17 protein-coding genes, 1 tRNA gene and 1 pseudogene are annotated in these 24876 nt (G+C 55.5%); 17 read left to right on the top strand and 2 right to left on the bottom strand.

The genetic code is table 11. From position 1 onward, the window contains the following. The first annotated feature begins 18 nt into the window (after window positions 1–18). The 15 genes and pseudogenes from HMPREF1255_RS05625 (at window position 19) to HMPREF1255_RS05560 (ending at window position 17046) form a co-directional block, all read left to right on the top strand. Window positions 19–669, top strand: a complete 651-nt coding sequence (locus HMPREF1255_RS05625; RefSeq protein WP_024111248.1) for a hypothetical protein — start codon at window positions 19–21, stop codon at window positions 667–669. A gap of 60 nt (window positions 670–729) precedes the next feature. Continuing rightward, window positions 730–800 (top strand) — tRNA-Gly (locus HMPREF1255_RS05620). Between the two features lie 312 nt (window positions 801–1112). Continuing rightward, the gene (locus tag HMPREF1255_RS05615) at window positions 1113–1781 is read left to right on the top strand and encodes a hypothetical protein (RefSeq protein WP_024111051.1); all 669 of its coding nucleotides are present in this window, start codon (window positions 1113–1115) and stop codon (window positions 1779–1781) included. Window positions 1782–2242: 461 nt separating this feature from the next. Next, window positions 2243–2350, top strand: a complete 108-nt coding sequence (locus tag HMPREF1255_RS10205; protein WP_081717341.1) for an LPXTG cell wall anchor domain-containing protein — start codon at window positions 2243–2245, stop codon at window positions 2348–2350. 54 nt (window positions 2351–2404) lie between these two features. Further along, window positions 2405–2539 (top strand): annotated as a pseudogene (locus tag HMPREF1255_RS10200) (type II toxin-antitoxin system mRNA interferase toxin, RelE/StbE family); the annotation flags it as partial. Window positions 2540–2800: 261 nt separating this feature from the next. After that, window positions 2801–3181 carry a hypothetical protein gene (locus tag HMPREF1255_RS05605; protein ID WP_024111169.1) on the top strand — a complete coding sequence of 127 codons (381 nt, stop codon included), beginning with the start codon at window positions 2801–2803 and terminating at the stop codon, window positions 3179–3181. 88 nt (window positions 3182–3269) lie between these two features. Then, the gene (locus HMPREF1255_RS05600) at window positions 3270–4478 is read left to right on the top strand and encodes an SPFH domain-containing protein (RefSeq protein ID WP_024111009.1); all 1209 of its coding nucleotides are present in this window, start codon (window positions 3270–3272) and stop codon (window positions 4476–4478) included. 221 nt (window positions 4479–4699) lie between these two features. Continuing rightward, entirely contained in the window at window positions 4700–5905 is a 1206-nt protein-coding gene (locus HMPREF1255_RS05595) for a hypothetical protein (RefSeq protein ID WP_024111043.1), read from the top strand. A gap of 16 nt (window positions 5906–5921) precedes the next feature. Then, complete coding sequence (locus HMPREF1255_RS05590; protein WP_024111130.1) at window positions 5922–6896, top strand: TPM domain-containing protein; 975 nt, start codon at window positions 5922–5924, stop codon at window positions 6894–6896. Window positions 6897–7042: 146 nt separating this feature from the next. Next, a complete protein-coding gene (locus HMPREF1255_RS05585; protein WP_024111041.1) occupies window positions 7043–7681 on the top strand; it encodes a response regulator transcription factor in 639 nt (212 codons plus the stop codon). 98 nt (window positions 7682–7779) lie between these two features. Further along, on the top strand, window positions 7780–10287 hold the full coding sequence (locus HMPREF1255_RS09825) for a histidine kinase N-terminal 7TM domain-containing protein (protein WP_024111141.1): 2508 nt from the start codon (window positions 7780–7782) through the stop codon (window positions 10285–10287). A gap of 89 nt (window positions 10288–10376) precedes the next feature. After that, window positions 10377–11723 carry a hypothetical protein gene (locus HMPREF1255_RS05575; protein ID WP_197016979.1) on the top strand — a complete coding sequence of 449 codons (1347 nt, stop codon included), beginning with the start codon at window positions 10377–10379 and terminating at the stop codon, window positions 11721–11723. Between the two features lie 216 nt (window positions 11724–11939). Then, window positions 11940–12584, top strand: coding sequence for a hypothetical protein (locus tag HMPREF1255_RS05570; protein WP_024111060.1), 645 nt, complete (start codon window positions 11940–11942; stop codon window positions 12582–12584). Between the two features lie 1344 nt (window positions 12585–13928). Beyond that, window positions 13929–15767: a helicase HerA-like domain-containing protein gene (locus HMPREF1255_RS05565; RefSeq protein ID WP_036917366.1), complete on the top strand. Its 1839-nt coding sequence runs from the start codon at window positions 13929–13931 to the stop codon at window positions 15765–15767. A gap of 55 nt (window positions 15768–15822) precedes the next feature. Further along, entirely contained in the window at window positions 15823–17046 is a 1224-nt protein-coding gene (locus tag HMPREF1255_RS05560) for a cobalamin-independent methionine synthase II family protein (protein ID WP_024111049.1), read from the top strand. Here the strand turns inward: HMPREF1255_RS05560 and HMPREF1255_RS05555 are convergent. After that, on the bottom strand, window positions 17043–17609 hold the full coding sequence (locus HMPREF1255_RS05555; protein ID WP_024111113.1) for a methylated-DNA--[protein]-cysteine S-methyltransferase: 567 nt from the start codon (window positions 17607–17609) through the stop codon (window positions 17043–17045). The genes HMPREF1255_RS05560 and HMPREF1255_RS05555 overlap by 4 nt on opposite strands. Then, on the bottom strand, window positions 17606–20077 hold the full coding sequence (locus tag HMPREF1255_RS05550) for an excinuclease ABC subunit UvrA (RefSeq protein ID WP_024111015.1): 2472 nt from the start codon (window positions 20075–20077) through the stop codon (window positions 17606–17608). The genes HMPREF1255_RS05555 and HMPREF1255_RS05550 overlap by 4 nt, the downstream gene beginning before the upstream one ends. Window positions 20078–20175: 98 nt before the next feature. Between HMPREF1255_RS05550 and HMPREF1255_RS05545 the strand changes: the two genes are divergently transcribed. Together HMPREF1255_RS05545 and HMPREF1255_RS05540 are read left to right on the top strand one after the other, a co-directional pair. After that, on the top strand, window positions 20176–21573 hold the full coding sequence (locus HMPREF1255_RS05545) for an amino acid permease (protein WP_024111234.1): 1398 nt from the start codon (window positions 20176–20178) through the stop codon (window positions 21571–21573). Window positions 21574–22273: 700 nt separating this feature from the next. Continuing rightward, a complete protein-coding gene (locus tag HMPREF1255_RS05540; protein WP_036917222.1) occupies window positions 22274–24823 on the top strand; it encodes a DEAD/DEAH box helicase in 2550 nt (849 codons plus the stop codon). Window positions 24824–24876 lie beyond the last annotated feature (53 nt).

Genomic DNA, 24876 nt, shown 5'->3' with positions numbered 1-24876 from the left:
TGCGGGTAGAGTTGAGGCGTGAGAATCGAACCCCGCGCGCAGTTGGGCGACCCCGAACGCGGTTTTGACGATTACGTTCTTGACCCGCCCGCCGACGCTGCCGAGGCTCCGGTCGCCTTCTCCACGCTTCTGGAAGAAGCGCCGAAAGACGAAAGTATCGATGAGAAGACCGGCGAGCCGAAGCACCCTGCGGTCATCTGGGCATCCACTGCGCTGTTCGTGGTGGCAAGCATTTTCGCGTTCGGCTGCTACTGGTTCTATTGGTGGCGGGCCATCCACATGGGCACCTTCGCGCACAGCGCAAACCTCATCGCCTGGCTAGACCCGCGGCCGGGTTCTGCTGGCTCGATAGTTGCGGTTTGCATCTTGGCCGCTGTTGGCTGCCTGGTTTCCGCGGCGCCAGCCGTCGCGGGTTACAACGCTTGGCGAGGCAACAGGTGGTGCCGCTGGGCGGGCATCGTAGCCGTCGGCGTTACGTTGCTGTGCATATTGTTTTTCCCGCTCGCAATGGTGGCGACCGCGCTCACCGCGATAGCCGCGGGGCTATTGTGGCTGCCTGCTGCGGGCAAGTATTTCGACGCCTGGGACGAATTCAACGATCCCGCAGCCGAACCGATTGAGCTGCCCGAAAATGTGGCTTACGGACGCATCAAGAATATCCTGATCTGAAGACTTAAGCTTGACCGCCTCATCTGCTATTCTTGACGATCGTCGATCAAACTTGATCCCGCGGGCGTAGTTCATCGGTAGAACGACAGCTTCCCAAGCTGTAGAGGCCAGTTCGATTCTGGTCGCCCGCTCTGATGGGTCCGTGTGTCGGGCCATTTTTATGCCCATTTCCCGGCACGCTGGTTTCGCTATACCTGCGAAAGTCATGACAAAATGTGGGTAAGCGGCCAAAATTGATTCGTGCTAGGTGTAGAGATTTTAATGATCTGGCATGAAGCTTAACATCCGTGTATTACTTCGGTAGCATTTTGCCTTGAGGAGCGCGGTTCCGCGGTCGTATTATTCTCGGGGATCACACATTGTTGGCGAATACCAGCCTTTGATATTCGAAGTCGGTTTTCCAAGCGTTTTAAAAAGCTGCTAGGGGCAAGCAGGGCGGCACTTTGAATCTGGCGGGTCCGACTCTCACTAACGCCCAGATCGTGGCCAACGGTGACCTGAACTTTAGCGCCGGGGCGATTCGCGACACGAAGGTTAACGGCCCTGCAGTTTTCGTCTACTGCGGGCACATGACGATGAACGGTTCGGCAGAGTTCACCGGCAATTCTGTGGCGGGTGCATCCGGCACATTAGCTCCTGATAGCTTACGAGCGAACGAATTCTCGCCAATAACCGTTTATAACGGCACCTTCGATTTAACTGGTGGTGTTCTTCAGGGCAATAGTGGCTACAGGTTGGGTGGCGCCGTGGGCGTGTGGGGCAATAAAGACGCTCCTGCGAAAGAAAATCTGAGTGGCGGGGTCATCACTGAGAATACGGTATCTCATCCTAGATACAATGGCCTGGGTGGTGGGATATTCACCGATCACGCTGATGTCGTCCTCGACGGAACCACGATATCTAAAAACGCCACCGAATACGGCGGCGGCATGACGGTCTTCAATGGCACGTTAACCATGAAGAGCGGCGCTGTAGAGTCGAACAACAACGGCGATTTCGATGGCTATGGCGGTGGAGTTTGTTCAAAAGTAGGGCCTCTAACTATTAGCTGCGGAACCATCAGCGAGAACTACTCACTTGTTCGGAGAATTCGGCAAAGGCCGGCCCGTTAGCCTTACCGAACGCATGCTAGGTGGCGGCGAACGCCTCTGGTATCAGGACGGCTCGATTCACGGCATCCACAACAACTGGGAAGCCGCAAAGCAGCTGCCTCGCTACGACTCCAATAACCCCAAGCAAATCCCTTACAACGTCAAGATCAATGAGAACAAGGCGTTCAAGTCTGTGCCGAGCGCCGATTCTAAAGCTCTTGCCGAGCAGGTTGAGCTTTCTAAAGAAAACGACTGGAAAGCCAAACTCGATAACTTCCCGAACCCGAAACCCCCAGTAGACGCTAAGACCGGCGAGCAACTGCCGATTAAGTTCCGAGAAACAGGCGCCGATGGATACACGCTGACCGTGGTAGATCCGGCTATCGATGAGTCTGGCAAGGTTTATTCCTTCACCCTGAAGAATTCGATTCTTACCTCGGTTCCGGTGAAAAAGGTGTGGAGAGACTCCGCCACCGCATCACGTGCCACGGACTGGGGCAGATGGCCCTGTCGACTTGTTGGCTATAGCGGCCCTTTGCGCTGCAGGGGGGGGAGTGCTGATCTATCGTCGCAGGACCTCAGTGGAGTGAGAAGTAATGCAGGCAATCTAGCTTGTCGAATTAAAAAACTATGATGCTGCGAAGTCGGCATGTGCCGTTGAAGCGTTGCTCGCCCAAGGCCGTGATGGTTTGCTTACCCGCTATCGCGACCATGCATTGCAGGGCAGTTGGAAGGGATATCGAGAAATTCACATCGAAGTAGGCTGGCTATGGATATAGAGCGTAGCCAGTCTGCTTTTGGTACTTACCCGAACTGGATCTCACGGAGACCTGTTCTAATTGTTTTCATCCTATAAACGCTCGCAGACTTCACGGTTAGGCAATTGCGCCTGCTGTCAAGCGTGAGCATTTTTTGCTGACATTCGCAGAAATTTTTCACCCTTTTGGGTGCTCTCAACGAATTTTTTGCTTGTTACCTTCAAAGTGTGGGCTACCGAAAAGCTCAACGAAACAGCAGTTTTTAGGATTTAAGGAGTTGTCATGACTTATCAACCCATTCAACCGACAATGCCAGCCCCTGCCGCGCCGAGCGTAAAGAAAAACATGGCGTTAACAGCTTTAGTTTTGACCGTGGTGGCCTCTATTTTGATAATTTTGGGTTTTTTCTTGGCAGCTCAAGCAGGGGTCGATGCCATTAATAACCTGGACATAGAAGCCGCCGAAGCTGCAGATAGCAAGCGATTGATATTCTTAGGGCTGTCTTCCATTATGAATCTGGTGGCTTTCATCCTAGCTTTGATTGCCCTAATTAAATCTAAGCCGAAGACTATGCCCCTTATCGTTTTTATAGTCGTTATTGTCCTGCCTGCCGTAGCCACGGGCATCGGCACGGCAGTCCAAAATAGCATTTTGGGAATGTAGGTCTATCTGTTTTCGCTGTTGTGTCTATCGACACTCTACGGGATCAGGGATTTTATCCTTTCGTTTTCTTAGACAAGGTGGAGTTAAAATGGGTCTGATTCAAGCTGTGACTGGAGCCATTGGCGGCGCCATTCAAGATCAGTGGCTTGACGCTATTAGTGCGCAAGATATGGGAGAAGGCATAGTATTCGTTCGCGGCCAGCAGATCCGGGGACGAAACACTGGAACCGGAGCCATAGTTTCGGACGGCTCGAAAATACTGGTATACGACAAGCAAGCGATGCTTATTACCGACTCTGGCAAAATTGTGGACTTTTCCACCGAGCCGGGTGCATACACGTTCAATTCTTCGACGTCTCCCTCATTATTTAACGGCAATTTCGAGGGGGCGCTCCGAGACACGTGGGAACGTTTCAAATTTGGTGGCGCACCATCCGGACAGCAGAAAGTATTTTTTGTAAATCTCCAAGAGATTAAGGGCATCAAATTTGGCACTCCTAATGCGATTCAATATTTCGATAATTTCTACAACGCGGAGCTGTTCTTGAGGGCGCACGGAAATTATTCCATCCGAATCGTTGATCCCATTAAGTTCTACATTGAAGCCATCCCCAGGGATGCCGAGCGAGTTCACATTGATGACATCAAAGAGCAGTACCAATCTGAGTTTCTTGAAGCATTTTCTGTGGCACTCAACAAGATGAGCATTGATGGGATTCGCATTTCCCAAGTTCAAGCTCACGTCAGCGAATTATCTCGCTATATGCGCGATGTATTAGACCAGGAATGGGCAGAACAACGTGGCATAGAAGTCCAGGCTGTAGGTGTCGCGTCTATCTCCTACGACGAGCAATCCCGCAAGATGATTGACATGCGCAACCAAGGCGCAATGCTGCAAGACCCCTCAATCCGCGAAGGTTTCGTCCAGGGGGCGGTCGGTACCGGTATCCAAAATGCTGGTTCGAATCCTGCCGGCGCTGGCATGGCAATGATGGGTGTCGGTCTTGGTATGCAAGCTGGAGGCGGATTCATGCAAGCTGCCTCTGCGTCCAATCAAGCCCAAATAGCGGCTCAGCAGCAGGCAAACCAACAAAAGGACGAAACAAGTCCTACTGGCTTGCAGGGTGGTGCCTGGAAATGCGAGTGCGGTGCGCAGAACAACGGCAAGTTTTGCTCTAACTGCGGCATTCCTAAACCGGCGGCACCTACCCCAGGCGGATTCTGCTCCAACTGTGGCAGCCAACTTCCAGAACCGACACCGAAGTTCTGCCCCCAGTGTGGGACGCCGGTGGCCTAGCTAGTGCTGGCAGGTTTTGTCGCCGCCGACAACGCATGAAGGTTTGAGAGCGAGAGTTTCTTACTCTCAAACCTTCCTCGAATAGTTACTTGGTTAACAGCTAAATTGCGAGTCAAGTTAGTCCTTTTGGGTGTTATATCTGCTTCGACGCTGCTCTAGGTTTATGAAAATCAAAACGAAATCGGGGTTTTGATCCCGAAAATAAAGAAAGGGAGCCGATTGTGAGCGATGTGCAGTTGAAATGCCCGGCTTGCGGCGCGCCCATTAATTTTGATGTTCCCAGCGGAAAAATGAAATGCAACTATTGTGGCGCCACTTTTTCTGTTGAAGAAGTCAATCAGTTTAACGGTATTTCGGCTGCGAATCAGGAGTTGAATGCCGCCTACCAAGCGCAAAAGGTGAACGAGGCCTCTGTGATGCCTGGGGCGCAAACTACTGCGGGTGCGGCTGGGGAAAGCACACAGGAATCTGCTAGTACTGGCGCGGATCAGGCGGGATGGGTTGAAAGACCGCCGACCTACTTGGATGAAGCTACCGGAGAGCAAATGACGCAGTTCGAATGCAACTCTTGTGGTGGTGAAATCATCGGTTCGGCGGACATGGTTAGCGCTAAATGCCCCTGGTGTAACAACAACTTCGTGTCTACTAGGCAGTTGACTAGCACTCGAGTCCCTGATCGGATGATTCCTTTCGGAATGACTAAAGAGCAGGCTGTGGCTGTTTTTAAGAAACAAGCCTCAAGTTTGAAACTGATTCCTAAGGCTTTTACGAGTGTGAGCGTTGATGATGTTCAGGGTGTTTATATTCCCTATTGGCTATATGACGCCACTGTTTCTGGGTCGGCTAATTTCACTTGTGAGAACACCCAAACTTGGCAAGATTCGGAGTATATCTACACGAAGCACGATGTTTACGACGTGTTTCGTAGCGCTAATGTCGCTTTTCTTGATGTTCCGGTCTCTGGCACCACCAAAGTGACGGAGAATCTTACTGAAGCTATTGAACCTTTCGATTACTCTACGTCAGTGCCTTTCTCTCCGGCCTATCTGACTGGTTTCATGACCAATAAGTACGACGTGAAAGCTGAAGAGGCTAACCCGCGTGCATTAGAGCGAATGCGCCAATCTACTGAGGACGTATTAAGTGAGTCAGTCAGCGACTACGCCAGCGTGAAAATGACCGGATCTAATATCCAACCTGCTTTCGGTGACCTCGAATATGTGTTCTTGCCGGTGTGGCTGTTGAACGTCACTTTCCAAAACAGGAACTATAACTACGCCATGAACGGACAAACCGGTAAATTCGTTGGCACCTTCCCGGTATCTATGGTCAAGTATTGGGTCGGACTATTGAGTATCGCCATCACGATGGCCATCATCTTGGGGTTCATTCTCATCCTATTTGTTATGCCATGGTGGTTCAGTTAAAAGGGGATTGACACTAATGAACAGTTTTAAGAAATTAGCTTTTGCGCTGGTTAGCGCAGTCTTGGTGTTCTTCCCCGCTCTGGGTTTAGGCGTCTCAGAGGCGAGTGGAGCACCAGCTGATGTGCCAGAAGCCTCGCCGTTGCAATCAGCTCCCAAAGTAACTTTTCCAGCACAGGTTCCTACAGATGACGAAGTCATTGAGTTCTCTGATGAAGAAGTTCCTTTCGTCGGTGGCCAAGAAGATGTTGAGTCTGCGTCACCATTCATCCGTGATCATTCCGAAATTTTTACCAGCAGCAAATTGCCAGACTGGGAAGAACAGTTGAGCGCATTGGCTGACCAATATGGCATTGCGCCCTATGTCGTGACTGTTGATAGCTTCCAATACCTCAGCCCAGAGCAATGGGGTGCAAATTATTACAACGCTAATCAGCTGGGTCTAGGGGTGGATTCTGCGGATGGCGTCATCATGATTATTAACCCTGTGACAAGGGATTTGTGGTTCTTGGGGCATGGCGAAGGCGAAAATGCTCTGACTCCTTACGGTATCGATAAATTGTACGAGAGAGTAAAGAACCCTCTTGGTGACGATGATTGGGACTCAGGTCTGGACGTCTATATCGCAGAGATCACCGACTACTTGGTTCAGTGGGAGGCTGGCACACCCTATGACCAAGGCCATCCGGTTCCTAATCGAATCACGTCAGAGTCCACAGGGGCGGGTGCCCTATTGGCAGTGATACTCGGGGCGGTAACTGGCCACCTTGCAATGAAACGGCTAAAAGATAAGCACGATACTGCCCAAGTGCAAAGTGGCGCTGCTTGCTACATTGTTTCCGGTTCGGGTCAGATTACTGGTGCTAGAGACAATTTTGTAAACACCTACACAACCCAGGTGGTTCGTCCTAAAGAGAGCAAGTCTGATTCATCCAGTGGCCATACATTAAGTTCTGGGGGCACTTCTTTCAGCTCAGGAGGCGGCAAGTTCTAAAACTGGTTAGGTAAACCGCGTTGAATTTCGGTTGAGAAAGGGGTGGCAAAACTATCTTGACGGGAGAAAATGTGGTTTCTACTTTTGATAATATGCCCGAAAGAGGCAGTCAAGCCCCAATGAAGGGGTGATTCCTGGAGGATTAGTTGACTCGCATCACCATTGTTGAGGATCAAACGATCTTGCTTGATTCTCTAGCTGCAGCCATCGACGCGGAAGCAGATTTTACCGTTGTCGATAAGTTGACTGATGCTGCGCTCATCCATAATTCTGTGCGCCTTCATCCGCCAGATCTAGTGCTGATGGATGTGGTCACTGAGAACTCTTCGGGTCTGAAGGAATCCGCGAAGTTAAAAGCGCGCTATCCGAAAATAAAAATTGTGGTGTTTACTGCCATGCCTGACGCTGCTTTTGTTGAAGAAGCGCGAGAGGCGAAAGTTGATTCATTCACCTATAAGAATGTCTCCACTGCTGACCTACTTTCTATACTCCGTGCGACGCTACAAGGAGTGTCTAATTTCCCCGAATCCACCGCGCGGCCAAGTTTTGGAGCCAATGAACTAAATAAACGCGAGATGCAGGTGCTTCGTTTGGTCTGTGCTGGCTACTCTCGCCGCGAAATCGCCAATCAGATGTTTTTGAGCGAAAACACCGTCAAATCCTATATTTCTCAGCTTCTCGCCAAGAGTGGTTTTACCTCAGTTGCTCGTCTGGCATTGTGGGCGGTGTCTAACGGTTACATTACCGTCCAATCAAGTGATCCACGCTATGAGCAAGACGTGTAAGGCGTTGAGTTGCAATGACAGCTGCGCCGCCTTCCTCGCGTATTCCCCCTAACCGATTTCCCAGTTCGCCGTCCGCTGAATCCGTTGGCTCAACCTGGGTGCAAGATTGGTTGTCTCACGTAGTTTTTGCCGTATTATCCGGCCTGGCTGTGCTGACATTAATTTTTCTGCCGCTTGGCGCTGCCAGCGCTGAAGCCAACAATATCGTGGCGGTACCGAACGATTTTGATACGCGGTTAAGCGATTTTTTCCGTGCTCAAGGGTTGAGGGTTGAAACCCACAGTGAATGGTCCCTTTTGAAAGAGTTCCGATTTGGCTCGTCTTTCGTAGTAACTAACGAAACCATGGCTCATGCCGCGATGAAGGCGCAACCCGATGCCACTTTCATTCCGCTCTATCCCAAATCTGTCGTCTTGGCCAGCAAAAAGCCAGAGGTCGAATCCATCACAGATACTAGCTCTCTGAGCGAGCGCCAAGAGATTATCTATCTTGATCAAGGCGTTAGTCGTATTGAGCTGATGAGTGCACTAGCTCTCGATTACAACCCCGATAGTCAAGCTCAGACCTTCTCCACAAAGCGAGCGACGCAGCTTTTGCAACATCTGCGCCGACAAGGACGGCTAAAAACCGGGCACTCTCCACAAGATTTGCAGGCCGCACTAAATCAAGGCTATCTATGCCTAACAACCGACAGGCGCAGCCTCATTACCACAGTGGTTCCCCCTAGCTTGCACTACGCTAAGTTCCCAACGCTGACATTCAATGTCGGCTTATTGACAAGCCAAAAGGGCGAACTCGAAAGTCCTCTCTCACCAGCCCCGCCACCACCGGATTTCTTAAATGCCGCTGGCTATCCGTCGATATCTTCATTGTTTCGCGAAAGCATTAACGCCCAACCCATCACGGAGCTAGCTGATTTTGAGCAGTTCACCTGGTATCAGAGCCTGTCCAACGACACCTACGGCGGTTCCTGGGAGTGGGAAAACACCAACGAATCTAACCAAATTGCTGGCTTCGTCGCTCTGCTAGGTCTCCTAAGTTTCTGGGCTGGCTGGCGATTCTGGACAACGACTTCCCCCTATGTGCGCAGAGCCGTCCTCATCCAAGCCGGTGTCTTGAGTATGTGGATTTTGGCTCGGGTAATCAAACACGCTCTGCCGGGCATCTACGAACGCTACGCCTGGTATTACTACTACGTTCCCATCTATGCGACGATGACAATCCTCTTCTTCGTAATCTCGCACTCATGCCGCAGCCTTCCTCCACGCTATCGAACCTTGCGCGCATTCGTGGCAGCAGTAGGCTGCTTCCTAACGCTCCTGGTGTTCACCAATGATTTACACCACTTGGTTCTGAGGTTCGGGCATGGCCAGTCTGGGGTTGATTATCAATACGGCCCCGGCTATTACGCCTATTATCTAGCCGTACTTATCGTCTTTGCTGTAATTATCTACGTGGCTCTATGGGGTTTCAAAGGTAACCGGCTACGTTTGTTGCTCGGGTTAGGTGTGTTATTTGCTTTCATGCTTGCCTATTCGCTCGCTTACACACTGCGAGTGCCATTTATTCGAGCCACGGAAAATGTCCAGATTTATTGCCTCTATTTCTTATTTGCCTGGGAGATTCTGTTCTTTATCGGGTTGATTCCTCAAAATCGTGGATACACTCGGTTCTTCACTAAGTCGAAACTTCCCATTGAAATCGTTGACCGCGATTGGGCACCTCGTTTCGTCACCTCCACACCGCTGCAACTGGACGAATCCGTACGGCAGCGGTTGCAGGCCAGTTCTGATCCGGTGCTGGTGTTTGATGATTCCGCCAGCCTCACTCGTACGCTGTACTGTCAAACGCGTAGGCTGGCTGCCGGTCATGTGATTTGGGAAACGGATGTCACTGCAGTCCACGAATTAGAGAAAACACTGGCTGCTATTCGTGAACGTGAGGCGCACCAAACTAGGGTTCTCTCGGCTGAGTATGAGGCTTTGCTTTCGATGGAAGAATCTGCCCAAGCGCCTCTGCTCTATGACCGGCTCGACGAGTTGATGAATGGTGCTATTGGGCGGGTGCGGTCTAACGCAGGGAGCCTGAGCGCTCACTTAGATAAAAAAGAATTAGCTAAGTTGCTGCGCAGCATCAAAATGGATTTAGGCTATGCCAAACGAGCCGGTCTGCTGACTTTGCGTCATTTCGAGGACAAAAAAATTTCGGTAAATGCATTAACGACACTATTGAGCCAATCCTGCACGGATTTTTCTTACGCCAATGCGCTGGCAGGAATCAGTGGCCCGACTACTGGGGCAATCCAATCTGATGTCGCGTTGCGGTGTCTAGAAGGTTTGCATCGCGGGTTGGGGTGCGTGGTTGGCCTGTCAGATTTAGCGGTGTTCATTAACTTCCGGGTTGCTGAGGCGGGTCGAAGAGCGCAATTTAATTGGATCCTGGATATCTGCGCAGATCAAGCCGCTCTCTTGGAGCCATTACTCGGCTGGCCAGGAGCCCAGACCAAGATGAATCTGGACGATGGTGCCGTTAACCTGTGCATGACTTTCAAAACTAATGGAGATAAGTCGCTCAAGCTGGCGGCCAACGGGGAGAAATCCCGATGAGTACGCTGTTATATAGCCTTACGCCAGCCCAGCTAGCTGCAGGGACTGCGCTAATGATTCTCGGATCATTAGCGGCATGTATTTTGACGATGAGCCAGTGGTTTATTCATCGTCGACGTTTGGCTACCGTATTCCTATTTAGCATTGCGGTGCTGCTGTCCTTCTATGCTTGGGCTTTCGCTGTTGTGTTGATTCATTCGCAAGCAGGTATCTTTATCCTCAACGACCGGCATTTCGGCTGGTTCGTAGTAGTGTGTCTCGGCTTGGGGTTAGTCTTGTTGCTAACTACCTATCGGTATGCAGTCATACCGTTTCTCGTGACGTTGACCGCGTTTTTACCCCCAATTTTGGACATCGGCGGCGCGTGGGTGCTGTTAGCTGCAGGAGCGTTTTCCACTTCTTGGCTATGCGTCCAGGTTTGGCGGGAAGGGCAACTATTGCGTCGTGATTTAAGCCCTTTCAGCATTAAGGAAGCGCTGGATAGGCTAGAGCATGGCGTACTGTTTGCGGATTCCCGAGGGCATAGCCAGCTAGTCAACACCGCGATGGACAGGCTTCTCGAAAGCCTAGGGCTAACATCATTGTCGCGCTATGACAAGTTGGGTGCGCAGCTGCGTCAGATTGCAATTGACAAAGTAACGGCTCCCGCAGATGGAGCCCGTAACGACGTCCTGAGCCAAGAATCTAATGAAGGCAACGCGATTTTTCGGATAACCGACCCAAAAGGACGAACCTGGATGCTGGAACGTGCCCGGATTGCTGATGGACGCCGCTCCTGGACTCAACTTCTTGCCTCGGACGTCAGTGAGTATATGGTTTTAAGTCAAGCTCTCTCGGACGAAATCGAAGAGTTGCAGGTTCGTCAACGAAAGTTAGCTTTAGAGACTGCGCGGTTGAATGAAGCCCTGTCAAAACGCCTGGTTTTGAAAACTCGATCTTCGATTCACGACACAATCGCGCAACGAATTTCTTTCGTTCATCGCCTCTTAGAAGATGACGTGTTAGATGATGGGCGATTGGCTCAACTTCAGCGGCTATTGGTGAATCTGCCAACCGATTTAAGTCACAATCGCGCCCAGATTCCTGCCCAGGTTTGGCTTTCGACCTTGCGGGAATTAGCCGTGGCCGTTGAACTGGACTTACGTATTTACGGGAATTTGCCGGCTGAGGACGATAAGGCTCATTTGTTTGTGCAAGTGTTGCGAGAAGCTATCACAAACGTACTCATTCATACGGCGTCTAACCAGATGGAGGCTCGATTCTGGGAGGACACCAGAGGTTATTGGTTGGAAGTGTCCAATCCCGGCGTGGTTAGCGCTGATCCAGCTTATGGCACCGGGTTGAGCAGCTTGGAGTCGCGTCTAGAAGCAGCCGGTGGCTCATTGTCAGTATCTACGAAGCCTTGTTTCACTCTAAGGGCACGTTTGCCGCGTTAGCTTTTGCTAGCACTAGCTGGGGCAGCCCTGGGTTAGCGTTATGTCGACCATTTGTTGTTTAGCTAAATGTTCGGCGCCGCGGGCATAGTTTTTTGGGGGAGGGCGAAAAAGAAAAAACGTACTTTTGGGTGATGGCAAAGCGTAACTGTTCGACAAGACTGTGAGTCAAGAAAGGCAAAACAGCCACATCGGCCTTACTTACGGAAGGAAAGCACCATGAAAAAGTTGCTTGCGCTATTGGGTGCCTGTGCCCTGGCTATGAGCCTGTCTTGTTGCAGAGGAAATAAGGAAGAAACTAAACCGGAAACTTCGGCTTCCGTAGCGGGAGGGTCTGCCTCGGCCGCAGACACGCAAAAAGCTGAAGTCCCTGACCACGAACCCGGCCTGATTTCCACCACCGAAGACGTAGTGCAGCCGGAGCAAGAGAAAGCCGAAAAAACTGTTGATGACGCGGATGCCCTGGAACAGAAGTGGAAGGATGAGGGTAAGAAATATGCCGAAGCGAATGGGATTTCAGCATTTTTTGTCGGCCCGACTTTCACAACCTTTTCTTCGGACACAATCGAGAGCTATCGATACTATTTGAATGCTAATGGGGACTGGAAAGCTGGCGATAAAGTAAAGATTGATTTTTACTGCAAGACTGTGGAACCAACCGTTATCAAAGTGTGGGTTGCTCCGGATACGGATACCCCGAGCGACGAACAAAAGGGTCAGCTGACTGAAGTCATGTGCGGACTGGATACACCAGCTCAGGCTTCTTGGGAATACACCCTTTCTGCTGATACAGACAACCTGCTGATATCCCGTCACCAGGTGCCGGTTGAAGGCTTCATGATTACCGACTATACGAAGATGTAGTCTTAAGTCGAATAACCCAGGCAATCTTGGATTGCCTGGGTTATTTTTGGTTCAGATCTGAATCCAAGGTTGGCAAGGTGGCGAACGTTGCCAATGGAAGCCCGAGTTCAAATAGCAGTTTGGTTATCTGCACCGATCTTGGGCTAATAGGTCTGCCAGCCGCCCTATGCGCGGGCGTTTTTCCGGCTCGGACAATAAGCCCGTGCAGCCGCCCGTATTCTCTAACGCTGAAGTTTTCGCCTCGAATGGCCTCTTCGCAAGCCATTCTGGCTTGGGTATAGGTGCGGTAGCTACCCAAGCCGGCAGCTTTAAGCAGGCGGCGCCCGTATGCGTCATAGATGAATACGGGCGCGGTTATAGGCGTAAAGCGTAATGTCGTCAGCGGTTTCCTCGCCGACCCCGCACACCGCAAGCAGTGATGTGCGAAGCTCATCGTCGCACATGTTTGCCGCGTGGCAATCGGTTCACGGACTACACCACCTCTTAGCTAATGAATTGCATCGCTAGAGTTACTTGCCACCGGCAACCGTGGCGCCTGTTTGATTTGCCAACGTCTGTAACAACTGCAAAACCTATGTCTCTCTTGGCTCCGTAACGTAGTGGCCTAGCACGCGGCCCTCTCGAAGCTGTGGCGGCAGTTCGAATCCGCTCGGGGCTACCAAGTAAAATGCAGTTGACAACGCATTTTACGATTTTATGAGAGCGTTAAGAACCTTTACCGTTAGGCGCGTGTTATTATGTGCCACCAAAAAGCGTAGAGACACTAGCGGCCGTAATCAGCATCCGAGGATGATATGCGGCACAAAACAGCGGGTAAACGCTCACAATTAGGCTTTGTTCGGCGATTATCGCCCGGCAGATATCAAGCTCGCTATCGGGCGGGGGCTGAAACTTACAAAGCCCCAAAACCTTTGAACCAAACAAAAAGCTAACAGTTGGTTGGCTGGAGAGTTCGCAGACTGAGCAACGGGCATATGGGTTGACCCAAAAGGTAATCCGCTAGGCCAATATGCCCGCCAATGGTTAGCAAGCCGAATTGATTTAACTAACTCAACTCGCCAACGCTACCAAAACGCACTTGATAACTACATATTGGCTGACTATGACGGCTTTAGTCTCGCTTACATGCCAATAGGCCAAATAACAACACAAATTATTGGGTAAGTGGTCAAAATGTGGTCGGCCCTAGGCCGGTGACTAATATTTCTCTATTTCATCTCTCTGGCTAGGTGTGTTGCAGAATTCGTTTATTTTCGCTGGTTTAGGAACCGCGATTTAGCACAAAGCCGGATGAGACTTTCTTTGTGGCTGCTCTTGTCAGTGGGCTGCTCTAAACTTTTGGTTGTGAGTGCGAACCAGGATTTAGAGGCCCAGTTGGCCGCCGCCCGCGCAGAGGCGGCTGAAGCCGAGGCGGCAGCGGCGAAGGCCAAGGCGGAAGCTGCTGCCGCGCGATTGGCGGCACTGGAGGCGCAGGCGAACAGTGCCGAAAAATGTTCGTCTGATGCTGAACCGGCGCAACAAGAAGCTCCAGCAGAAGCGCCGAGCCCTGCGAAACCCGCCCAGGACGTCAGCGAGTTCGCCTTGCAAATCGCCGCAGCGTACGAGTTTGACGGGGCATCAATCCCATTCGGCACGCTCTTGGAGGACGGCAAGCAGGTTCCCGGGGTCAACGCGAAGATCCCGCTGGCCACGCTGAATCGTCACATGCTGGTTGCCGGCGCCACTGGCAGCGGCAAGACCCGCACGCTGCAACTGCTGGCAGAGGGGCTTTCCGCGGTTGGCACGCCGACCGTGCTGGTGGATGTCAAGGGCGATCTGACTGGCCTGGCCGAGTCGGGGCCGTCGTCAGAAAAGCTACTCAAGCGCACGAGCGCGAACGGCCAGAATTGGCAGCCGGGGCAGTTTCCGGTCGAGTTGCTCACTCCGGCGGGCGCCGACGCACCCGTCCCAGGCGCATTCGTGCGAACCAGGATTTCGAGTTTCGGGCCGCTGCTTTTGGCCCGCGCATTGGGGCTCAACTCGACGCAGGAGCAGGCTCTGCAGCTGATCTTCTCATGGGCGGATAAGAACGGGCTCGAATTGGTCGACCTAGGCGATCTGCGTTCCGTGGTTGCCTTTTTGACCTCACCTGAGGGCAAGTCCGAATTGGCGACGCTGGGCGGCGTCGGCCCGGCGACAGCTGGGGTAATCCAGCGGGCGTTGACCGCACTCGAATCGCAGGGCGCCGACGAGTTCTTCGGCGAGCCGAGCTTCGAGACCGCGCAGTTCCTGCGCACGGCACCGGACGGCAAGGGCGTCATCTCCCTGCTTGAGGTGGGCGACATGTCCAGCCGTCCCGCGCTCATTTCCGCGCTGATCATGTGGCTGTTGGCCGAGCTCTTCCAAGATCTGCCGGAGGTAGGCGATCTGGAGCAGCCGAAACTGGCGTTCGTCTTCGACGAGGCCCACCTGCTCTTCACCGACGCCACGAAGGAGTTCGTGCGCCAGGTCGTGCACACCGTCCGGCTGATCCGCTCGAAGGGCGTGAGCGTAATCTTCGTCACCCAGACGCCGAACGACATTCCATCCGAGGTGCTCGCTCAATTGGGCGGCCGCATCCAGCACGCGCTTCGCGCAGTAACGCCGCAGGATCAACGGAACCTGAAGGAGGCCGTCAAGACGTTCCCTGCCACCGACCTCGACTTGGCTGAGATACTGACGAACCTAGGCACTGGCGAGGCGGTCATCACCGTGTTGGGCAAGAAGGACCGTCCCACTCCGGTAGCGCCCTTCAGTATCTGGGCGCCCGCATCGGTGATGGGTGCCGCTGACTCGGCGAAAATCGACCAACTCATCAATTCTTCCCAGCTGTACGCCCGCTTCAAAGATCCGGTAGACCCGCGTTCGGCGACGGAGGTGCTCGCGGAACGAGCAGAACAGGCGAAGGCGCAGGCCGAAGCAGCGGAGCGTGCTGCCCAGGAAGCCAAGGAGGCTGAGAAGGCGGCGAAGGAGCAGGCTAAGGCGCAGGCTGCCGAGGAGGCGAGGCTTCGCAAAGAGGCAGAGCGTGCTCAAAAGCGCGAACAGGCGGAGAAGGAACGTCGCGCAAGGCAGGCCGAATCCGTCGTCACGAACGTGTTGCGTTCTGCCGGCAGGACGCTAGGCCGCGAGATCACTCGCTCGCTGTTCGGCACGCGCAGGCGATAGTCCCGCCAGTTTGGAAGCTGAATTTTTTGTCAGTGGGGCTAGCTAAGCTCTAAGCATGACTTCGAAAAACACTGACCATATTCAGACCACCCACGTCGGTTCGCTGCCGCGTTCCGAGCACCTGCTTGAGCTGAACAAACGTCAGCAGGACGGCAAGATTGCCTGGGACGATTTCGTCTCCCAGTTGCACGACGAGGTGCGCGACGTCGTCAAGCGCCAGATCGATCTTGGCATCGACATCGTCAACGACGGTGAATATGGCCACGTCATGACCCAAAGCGTTGACTACGGCGGCTGGTGGAACTACTCTTTCAGCAGGCTTTCGGGCCTGACCGCGGGCGATTCAGACAGCCGTTGGGGCGCCGAGGAGCCTCTCATCGAGTCGAAGCCCGGGCAGGTCAGACTGGCGTCGTTCGCGCATCGGCGCGATCGCGCCCGCTTCAAAGACGCCTACGAAAACCCGGTAAACGGCGTTCTTGCCGCCCGCAACCCCGTCAAACAGCCATCTATCACCGGCGAAATCACCTACACCGGTGCCGACGCCGTCAAGGCCGACACCGACGGCCTGCGCACCGCGCTCGACGAGCTTAACGCAAACAACGAGGGCTTCGTCGCTGCGCTCTCTCCGGGGTCCGCGGCAAGGCTGACCAACGAGTTCTACGACAGCGACGAGGACGTGGTCTGGGCCTGCGCCGAGGCGCTCAAGAACGAGTACAAGGCCATCGTCGACGCCGGCTTCGTCGTGCAGATCGACGACCCGTCCATCGCAGAGTCTTGGGACCAGATCGTGCCCGAGCCCAGCGTGGCCGACTACCAGAAGTTCATCCAGATCCGCATCGACGCGCTCAACCACGCGCTCGAGGGGCTGCCGGAGGACAAGGTTCGCTTCCACCTGTGCTGGGGTTCTTGGCACGGCCCGCACACCACAGACCTCGAGTTCAAGTACCTGGTGGATCAGATGCTCACCATCAACGCAGGCAGCTACTCGTTCGAGGCGGGCAACGTGCGTCACGCCCACGAATGGGAGATTTGGGAAGACACCAAGCTGCCCGAAGGCAAGCTGATCGTGCCTGGCGTGGTCTCACACTCTACCAACGTCGTCGAACACCCGGAGCTGGTGGCCCAGCGCATCGAGCGCTTCGCCGGTCTGGTTGGGCGTGAAAACGTCATCGCGTCCACGGACTGCGGTTTCGGCGGGCGAATCCACCCGGATATTGCCTGGGCGAAGCTCGAAGCCCTCACCGCCGGCGCGAAGCTGGCAAGCCAGAGGCTGTTTTAACTAGCCGAGGGTCTCGACAGGCGAAGCTCTTGCTCGTCGACGTCGAGGCCCTCAAGCCCCAGTAGCCCCACTTTGTGTTCGACGCCGCTTGCGTACCCGGTGAGCGAACCATCCGAACCGACGACTCGGTGGCAGGGGACGATGATGCTGATCGGGTTGCGCCCGACCGCCCCGCCGACGGCCTGCGCGGACATCGTGGCGCGCCCGGTTTCGGCGCAATAATCCTTCGCGAGCTGGCCGTACGTGGTGGTTTCGCCGTATGGAATTTTCCGCAGAAATCTCCACACGACTAGCTGAAAATCGCTGCCCTTAGGCGCCAGTGGGGGAGCGTCCTGAGGGCGTTCGCCGCGAAAGTATTGGTCGAGCCAGTTTGCGGTATGCGCAAAGATATCTAAATCCCGCAGGCCCACGGCATCGTAGTGTGCCTCAGCCCTTTTCTTGGCGGTAGCGCCGTGCGACTTCGTGTGGGTGCCGACCGCGAAATCGAGCTCGGTGAGACAGTGCCCGTCGCTAGCCAAGAAGAGCTCGCCGAGCGAAGAAGAATAACTGGTGGTGTATGTCACTGGTTTCTCCCGATCGTCTTTGAAAGGTATCTGCCGGTTATCGAATCCGGGTTCTGCGCCACCTCGTCCGGAGTTCCGGTTGCGACGGCCTGCCCACCTTCGGCGCCGCCTCCTGGGCCCATGTCGACGATGTAGTCGCAGTTGGCGATCAGATCCAGGTCGTGCTCGATAACCACCACCGTCGCGTCCTTCTCGATCAGGCACTGCAGCACCCCGACCAGCACCCGCACGTCCAACGGGTGAAGGCCGACGGACGGCTCGTCCAGGACGAACAATGTGCCCGCCTGCCGTTTTGTGATTTCGCCGGCCAGCTTCAGTCGCTGTGCCTCCCCGCCAGATAGCGCGGGCGTGTCCTCGCCGAGTTTCAGGTAACCGAGCCCGAGCTCGACAAGGTTTTTCAGTTTGCGTTCCATTTTTGTACCGGCGAACGCTGCTGCCGCTTCAGAAACGCTCAGTTCGAGAGCTTGGGGAAGAGAAATCCGACTGTTCGCAGTCTCAATCGTTATCTCGTTGGCCTCGGGAACGAACCTGCTGCCGTTACAAGCGGGGCAGGAAATAGTGACGTCCGGCAAAAACTGCACGTCGAGGCTGATCTGTCCGGTGCCGTCGCATTCGGGGCAGCGCAGCTTGCCGGTGTTGTAAGAGAACGCACCCGCCTTAAGCCTGCGGCGCTTAGCCTCGTCGGTCTTTGCGTATGCCTTTCGCAGCTCGTCCATCACGCCCGAATAGGTGGCGACGGTGGAACGAACGTTAACGCCGATAGGGGTGGCGTCGACGATGCGAACCTTATTTATAGAACCCGGCTCGATTCCGCTCACGTGGCTGGGTTTGTTGCCATTAATCGCGGGCACCAGTGAATCCAAAATGAGCGTCGTCTTGCCCGAACCGCTGACCCCGGTGACCGCCGTCATCGCCCCGAGGGGGATTCTCACGTCTAGGGCGTGAACGGTGTGGATGGGCTGCGTTTCTAGCCGAAGCCACTCGTCGAATTCGGTGCGCTGGGCCCTGGTGACAATCTCCGCTTCGCCGCTTAAAAACGGCGAAAGTAGGGAATTTTCGTTGGCCGTCACCTGCTCGATGCTGCCTTGAGAAACTATGTTGCCGCCCAGGCTTCCCGCCCCCGGCCCGAGCTCGATCAGGTGGTCGGCGGCGCGTAAAATCTGCACGTCGTGGTCGACGAAAACCACCGAGTTGCCGCCCGACTGCAAGTCGCGCATCACGCCGATCAGCCCCTCGATGTTCGCCGGGTGCATCCCGATCGACGGCTCGTCAAGGACGTAAAGCACGCCGGTGGTCTCGTTGCGCACTGCTCTGGCAAGCTGCGCGCGCTGGCGCTCGCCGGTGGAAAGCGTCGTAGCGGCTCGATCTAGGCTCAGGTAGCCCAGGCCGAGCTGTATCAGCCGTTTGCCCATCGAGACGAAGGTAGCCGCCAGCGCGTCCGCCATTTCACGCATCTCGTCTGGCAGCGTTGCCGAGACGGTCGGTACCCAATCCATCAGGTCGGCGAGCGTCATGGCTGTGGCATCGGCGAGATTCCACTCGCCAATTTTCGGCGCCCGGGCCTCCGCGCTGAGCCTGCTGCCGGCGCATGACGGGCAGACCCGCTCGGTCAAAAATCTCGAAACCCTGTTGAGCCGCTTCTCGTCGGTTGCCCGATCGAGCTCCTTCGTGACGGTCAGCCTGGCGTTTCTAAACGTGAAGTCGAGCTCGTGGACACCTTTCACGCTCGTCACCGTGATGTGCTTCTTTTCTTCGGGGCCAGCGAAAACGATCTCGCGTTCTTCCTGCGTCAACTCGCTGAACGGGACGTCCGTGCGCACCCCGAACTCGCGCACGATATCCGGCTGCACACTCCAACCGAACATCCGCCATGGCACGACTGCGCCCTCGTCGATGCTCAGGCTTTGGTCGGGCACGATGGCGTCGTCGTTCACCTCGCGGACGATCGCCGTTCCCGAACACCTCGGGCACGCGCCGACGGAATTAAACGCCAGCGATTCCGCGCCCGGCGGCGTCACGGTGCTTCCGCATTCCGGACACTTCATCTCAACTTCGGCGGCCACCTTCATCGACGGCTTCAAATAGTGCCCGTTAGGGCAGCGATGACTAGCCAGCCTGGAAAACATCAGGCGCAAGACATTCAGCAGCTCGGTCATCGTGCCGAACGTCGAACGCACTCCCGGAACTTCCGGCCTCTGACGCAGCGCGAGGGCCGGCGGAATGTGTGTGATTTCGGCTTTCGCCTTCTGCGCCTGAGACATCCGGCGTCTCGTATACGTCGAAAGCGCCTCCAAATATCTTCTGGAACCCTCCGCGTAAAGCACGCCCAAAGCAAGCGACGACTTGCCAGAACCGGACACACCCGCGATCGCCACCAGGCGGTCGAGCGGGACGTCGACGTCGAGTCCCCGCAGGTTGTTTACCCGCGCCCCACGGACCTCGATCTGCTGCGGATGGTAAGACTCCATGGCCCCAAGTTTAGGCGTTGGCTATCTCGCTAGATGTCGCCTAAGGTTTGCGCGGCCCAACGCCTATTAATCTGCCTCTTAGTCAATTAGGAGAAGATATGAGCGAACGCACAGGTTTAGTACGCCGCCTAACCAGCGGACAGGTAGCCATGATCGGGCTTTCCGGCGCGCTTGGCACCGGGCTGTTTCTCGGCTCGGGTGCGACGATCGCGCTCGCCGGCCCCGCCACGATCATCAGCTATATCCTCGCCGGTTCGCTCGCCCTGGTAATTGTGTGGGCGCTGGCCGAAATGGTTTCGGTGCACCCGGTTCCGGGCGGGCACGGTGCTGTCGCGGGCGCTTATCTTGGCAGCCTGGGCGGGTACGTCGGACGCTGGAATTTTGCCATTCAGTCGTTCATTGCGGTCGGCGCGGAGGTGGTCGCCGGTGCAACATATCTGCAGCATTGGTTCCCCGGCCTGAATCTGGGCGTCGGCACGGTGTGCTGTTCGCTGTTCGTCATCGGCCTAAACTTGGCGACGGTGCGTCTCTACGGAACCAGCGAATACTGGTTCTCGATGATCAAAGTGGTAGCCATCTGCGCATTCATTTTGCTCGGGCTCTCGCTGATCTTTTTCGGCTGGCCGAGCCCGAACCCGCCGACGGGGCTGTCCAACCTTACCAGCCACCGCGGTTTCGCCCCCTACGGCTTTGGCGGCATTCTGCTGGCCGCCTGCATGGCTGTGTTCTCGTTCGGCGGCATCGAGAACTCGTCCGCTGGAGCGGCGGAATCCGAGCACCCCGAGCGCGACATCCCGCGCGCAGCACGCGCGATGATCTGGCGCCTACTGATCTTCTACATCCTGGCGGTTGGTGTCATCGTCACCATGCAGCCCTGGACGGAGACGGCCGCAGCCAATGGAACTATAGAGAGTTCGCCGTTCGTGAAGGCCCTCGACGCCGCGGGTATTTCTGCCGCCGGACACATCATGAACTTCGTGTTGATCGTTGCCGCGCTGTCTGCAGCTAACGGTTGCCTGTACGCGTCGAGCCGGATGATTCACTCGCTGGCAATCGACGGCATGGCACCGAAGGCCGCTGCCAAGACGTCGCACAATGGCGCGCCGCGCGGGGCCGTTATGATTGCCGCCATCGGCATGGTCATCGCCAGCCTGCTCTCCATCTTTGCCGCCGAAAGCGCCTTCCAGTACCTAATGGGTGCCGCGATCTTGGGCATCCTGGTGACGTGGACCATCGTCCTTCTCACGCACCTGCGGTTCCGTTCCGTGCGCAAGAAGTTGGGCAAGCCGGCCGCGCCAGCCCGCGTCTTGGGTGCGCCATACGTCAACTACCTCGGAATCGCCGCTTGCGTCTGCGTGTTCATCGCGCTGTGGTGGCAGATCCACGCGGCTTGGGTTGCCGGTATCCCGTACCTGATCTGCCTGTTCGGTTCATACTTTGTGCTCAAACACTTCCGTGATCTCCCCGAACCGAAGGAACTTCCCGAAGGCCACTGATAATCACATAATCTAAATAAGGCGATGGGTGCCGAGGGTTTATACCTTGGTGCCCATTGTTTTTGCTTGGCTAGTGGTTTCGCCGGTTGCTTCTTGTCTGTGGTTTCTTCGGACGGGTGCCGGTCGGTTGTGGGATTCGGGTCTTTGCGTCACTGGCTACGTGTCTCCGCTCCTGATTCAAACGCTTTCGCGTTTGAATGTCGTCGCTCTCGCCACGCCTTGATGTTCCTTCAAAGACCCGAACTCCCACAACCTCAGCTAAATAGGTGCCCACCCTGGCTCATCTGGAGATGGTGAGGAGAAAAAGGTTCGACGTCGGACTTTTTCTTCCGCGATGATTTCTGAGGATTTAACGGGAACGATAAGGCTCGACTACGAACTTTTTCTTCCACGTTGATTCGCCAAGATTTAACGGGAACCAAAAAGCTCGTCTACGGACATTTTCTTCCTCACTAATCTCGACGACGCCCAACTCGGTGACCACTTTTGACGGTGAGGATGCTGGGCTGGGTTGGTTTGGCGAGCATCGAGGCGTGGCGAAAGAGAAATCTCGACATCGCGCAAGCGATAAGAGATGAACGTAGACACGGCGACTCGCTCGACAAACTAAGCCAGACCAGCAGCCGCCCAGAAGCAGCCGAACCAGAAACAGAACGATCGGTGAGGAATACGTCGGGTGAAATTGTCAGTGCGCCCTGCAATGATGGAAGGCATGGAAAACATGGCACCATTGGCTAAGCTGCTCGACGATTTGGGGCCCAAGCCTGAAACTGACGCGGTATTCGACGCGTTCAGTAAGTATGCCGAGAGCAAGGGCACGCCGATGTATCAGCATCAGGCGGATGCGCTTCTGGCGACGCTGATGGATGCCAACACCATCATCACCACGCCGACAGGCTCGGGTAAGTCGATGATCGCCACGGCGGCCATGGTCGCAACGCTGGCGGAGCGCGGTCGCGTCTACTACACGGCACCCATCAAGGCGCTGGTGAGCGAGAAGTTCTTCTCTTGGTGCGACGATTTCGGGGCGGACCTGGTTGGCATGGTGACGGGCGACGCGTCCGTCAATCCCGATGCGCCGATCATCTGCTGCACGGCCGAGATCCTGGCGAATATCGCGCTGCGCGAGGGCGAGGACGCCGACATCGACTGCGTCATCATGGACGAGTTCCACTTCATCGCAGACCCAGACAGGGGCTGGGCGTGGCAGGTGGCGCTGACGGAGCTGCCAGCAGCGCAGTTCGTCATCATGAGCGCCACGCTCGGGGACGTGACTGACCTGGCGAAGAAGCTGGAGGAGGTCACGGATTATCCGGTTGAGGTGATTAGCGGCGTCGAGCGCCCAGTTCCGCTGCAATACGAGTGGTCTATGATGCCGCTGCCGGAGAAGCTGGAGGAGCTCGTCGCTACCGGGCAGGCGCCGGTATATCTCGTGCACCCCAGCCAAAAGATGGCCACTGAGGCGGCCAGCAAGCTGCACACCACAAAGCTGATTTCGACGCAGCAGCGCCGGCAGATCGCCGATGCCATCCGGGACTTCCGCTTCGCTCCCGGTTTCGGCAAGACTCTTCGTTCCATGATTTTGAGCGGGGTCGGCGTCCACCACGCGGGTCTGCTGCCTAAGTATCGCAGGCTCGTCGAAAACCTGGCTCAGGCTGGGCTGTTGAAGGTGATCTGCGGCACGGACACGCTCGGTGTCGGCGTGAATGTCCCTATCCGAACGGTGGTTTTCACGCAGTTGAGCAAGTTCGACGGCCGTCGCGATCGGGTGCTGCGCAGCCGCGAGTTTCACCAGATTGCCGGCCGAGCGGGACGGGCTGGCTTCGACACCATTGGTTATGTCGTCGCGCAGGCCCCCGAGCATCAGATTGAGAACGCGAAGATCGAGGCGAAGTTTGCTGACAACCCGAAGAAGCTGAAGTCCGTGCGTAAGAAGAAGGCGCCCGATGGCTTCATCAATTACACAGAGGACACCTTCAACAAACTGATCAATTCCACCCCGGAAACGCTGCACGCGCGGATGAAGATCACGTACTCGATGCTGATCAATCTGCTGTCGCGCGATCAAGACACGGCCGAGGCCGTCGTCAACCTGGTCAACGACTCCACCGAGAGCATCCAGCATCGCCACCGCTTGTATCGGCGGGCAATTCAGTTGGGTCGTTCGCTCATTCGTGACGGCGTGGTGGTGCAGCGTGACGAGCCGACTCCCGGCGGCAGGAAGTACGATCTGGCTCCGGACTTGCAGGACGATTTCGCGCTCAATCAGCCGCTAGCCGGTTTTGCTATCAACTTCATTGACGCCTTGGACGTCGAAAGCCCGGACTACGCTCTCGATGTGGTGAGCGTGATGGAGGCTACTCTCGAAGACCCCATGCAGATTCTCTACGCCCAGCAGTCCTTCGAGCGTGGCAAGGCGGTCGCCGAAATGAAGGCCGATGGGCTGGATTATTTGGACAGGCAGAAGGAGGCCGAGGAGATCACCTGGCCCCAGCCGCTGGCTGAGGAGCTGGAGGAGGCGCTCATGCCGATTCTGGCTAGGCAGCCTTGGCTAGGCGCTGCGCCGCTTTCGCCGAAGTCGATCGTCAGGGACATGTATGAGCGCGCGATGACGTTCGGCGAGTTCGTCGCCCATTACAAGATCACCCGCAGCGAGGGACTTCTGCTTCGCTACCTATCGGATGCTTGGCGCGCTCTCCGTCAGACTGTTCCGCCAGAGTCCCGCACCCCCGAACTCGAGGAGATCATCGACTGGTTGGGCGAGACCATCAAGATGACCGACTCCAGCCTGGTGGATGAGTGGGAGGCCATGAATGACCCGACCCAGACCGTCGAAGAGGTGCGCAAGGCCGCCGAGGCGCCGGAGCGCCCGCTCACTGGCAACAAGACCGCGTTCAGGCGGCTAGTGCGAAACGCGATGTTCCGTCGGGTGTTGCTGATGGCGGACGACGACGTAGAGGCGCTGGCAGATCTTGATGGTGAGGATTCGGAGTGGACAATCGACGACTGGGACGACGCCTTGGGCGACTACTGGGACGAGCACGAGGAGATGGGCGCCGGTGCCGAGGCGCGTGGCCCGTCGCTGTTTATCGTCGAGAATCCGGAGGATCGGGTCTGGAAGGTGCGTCAGATCATCGACGACCCGGAGGGCAATCACGACTGGCAGGTGTCTGCGGAGGTCGATCTCGATGCCAGCGACGAAGCGGGCGAGCTGGTTCTAGAAATTTCGGAGTTTGATAGGAAAGATTAGGCGAACAGGTTATTTCTCGGGCTGCGGGTCATTCCGGACGGGCTAGATGCTGT

The organism is Propionimicrobium sp. BV2F7 (assembly GCF_000510445.1).
Classification (GTDB): domain Bacteria; phylum Actinomycetota; class Actinomycetes; order Propionibacteriales; family Propionibacteriaceae; genus Propionimicrobium; species Propionimicrobium lymphophilum.
The sequence above is the reverse complement of the archived record's forward strand: the minus strand, read 5'-3'. Positions and strand labels throughout refer to the sequence as shown.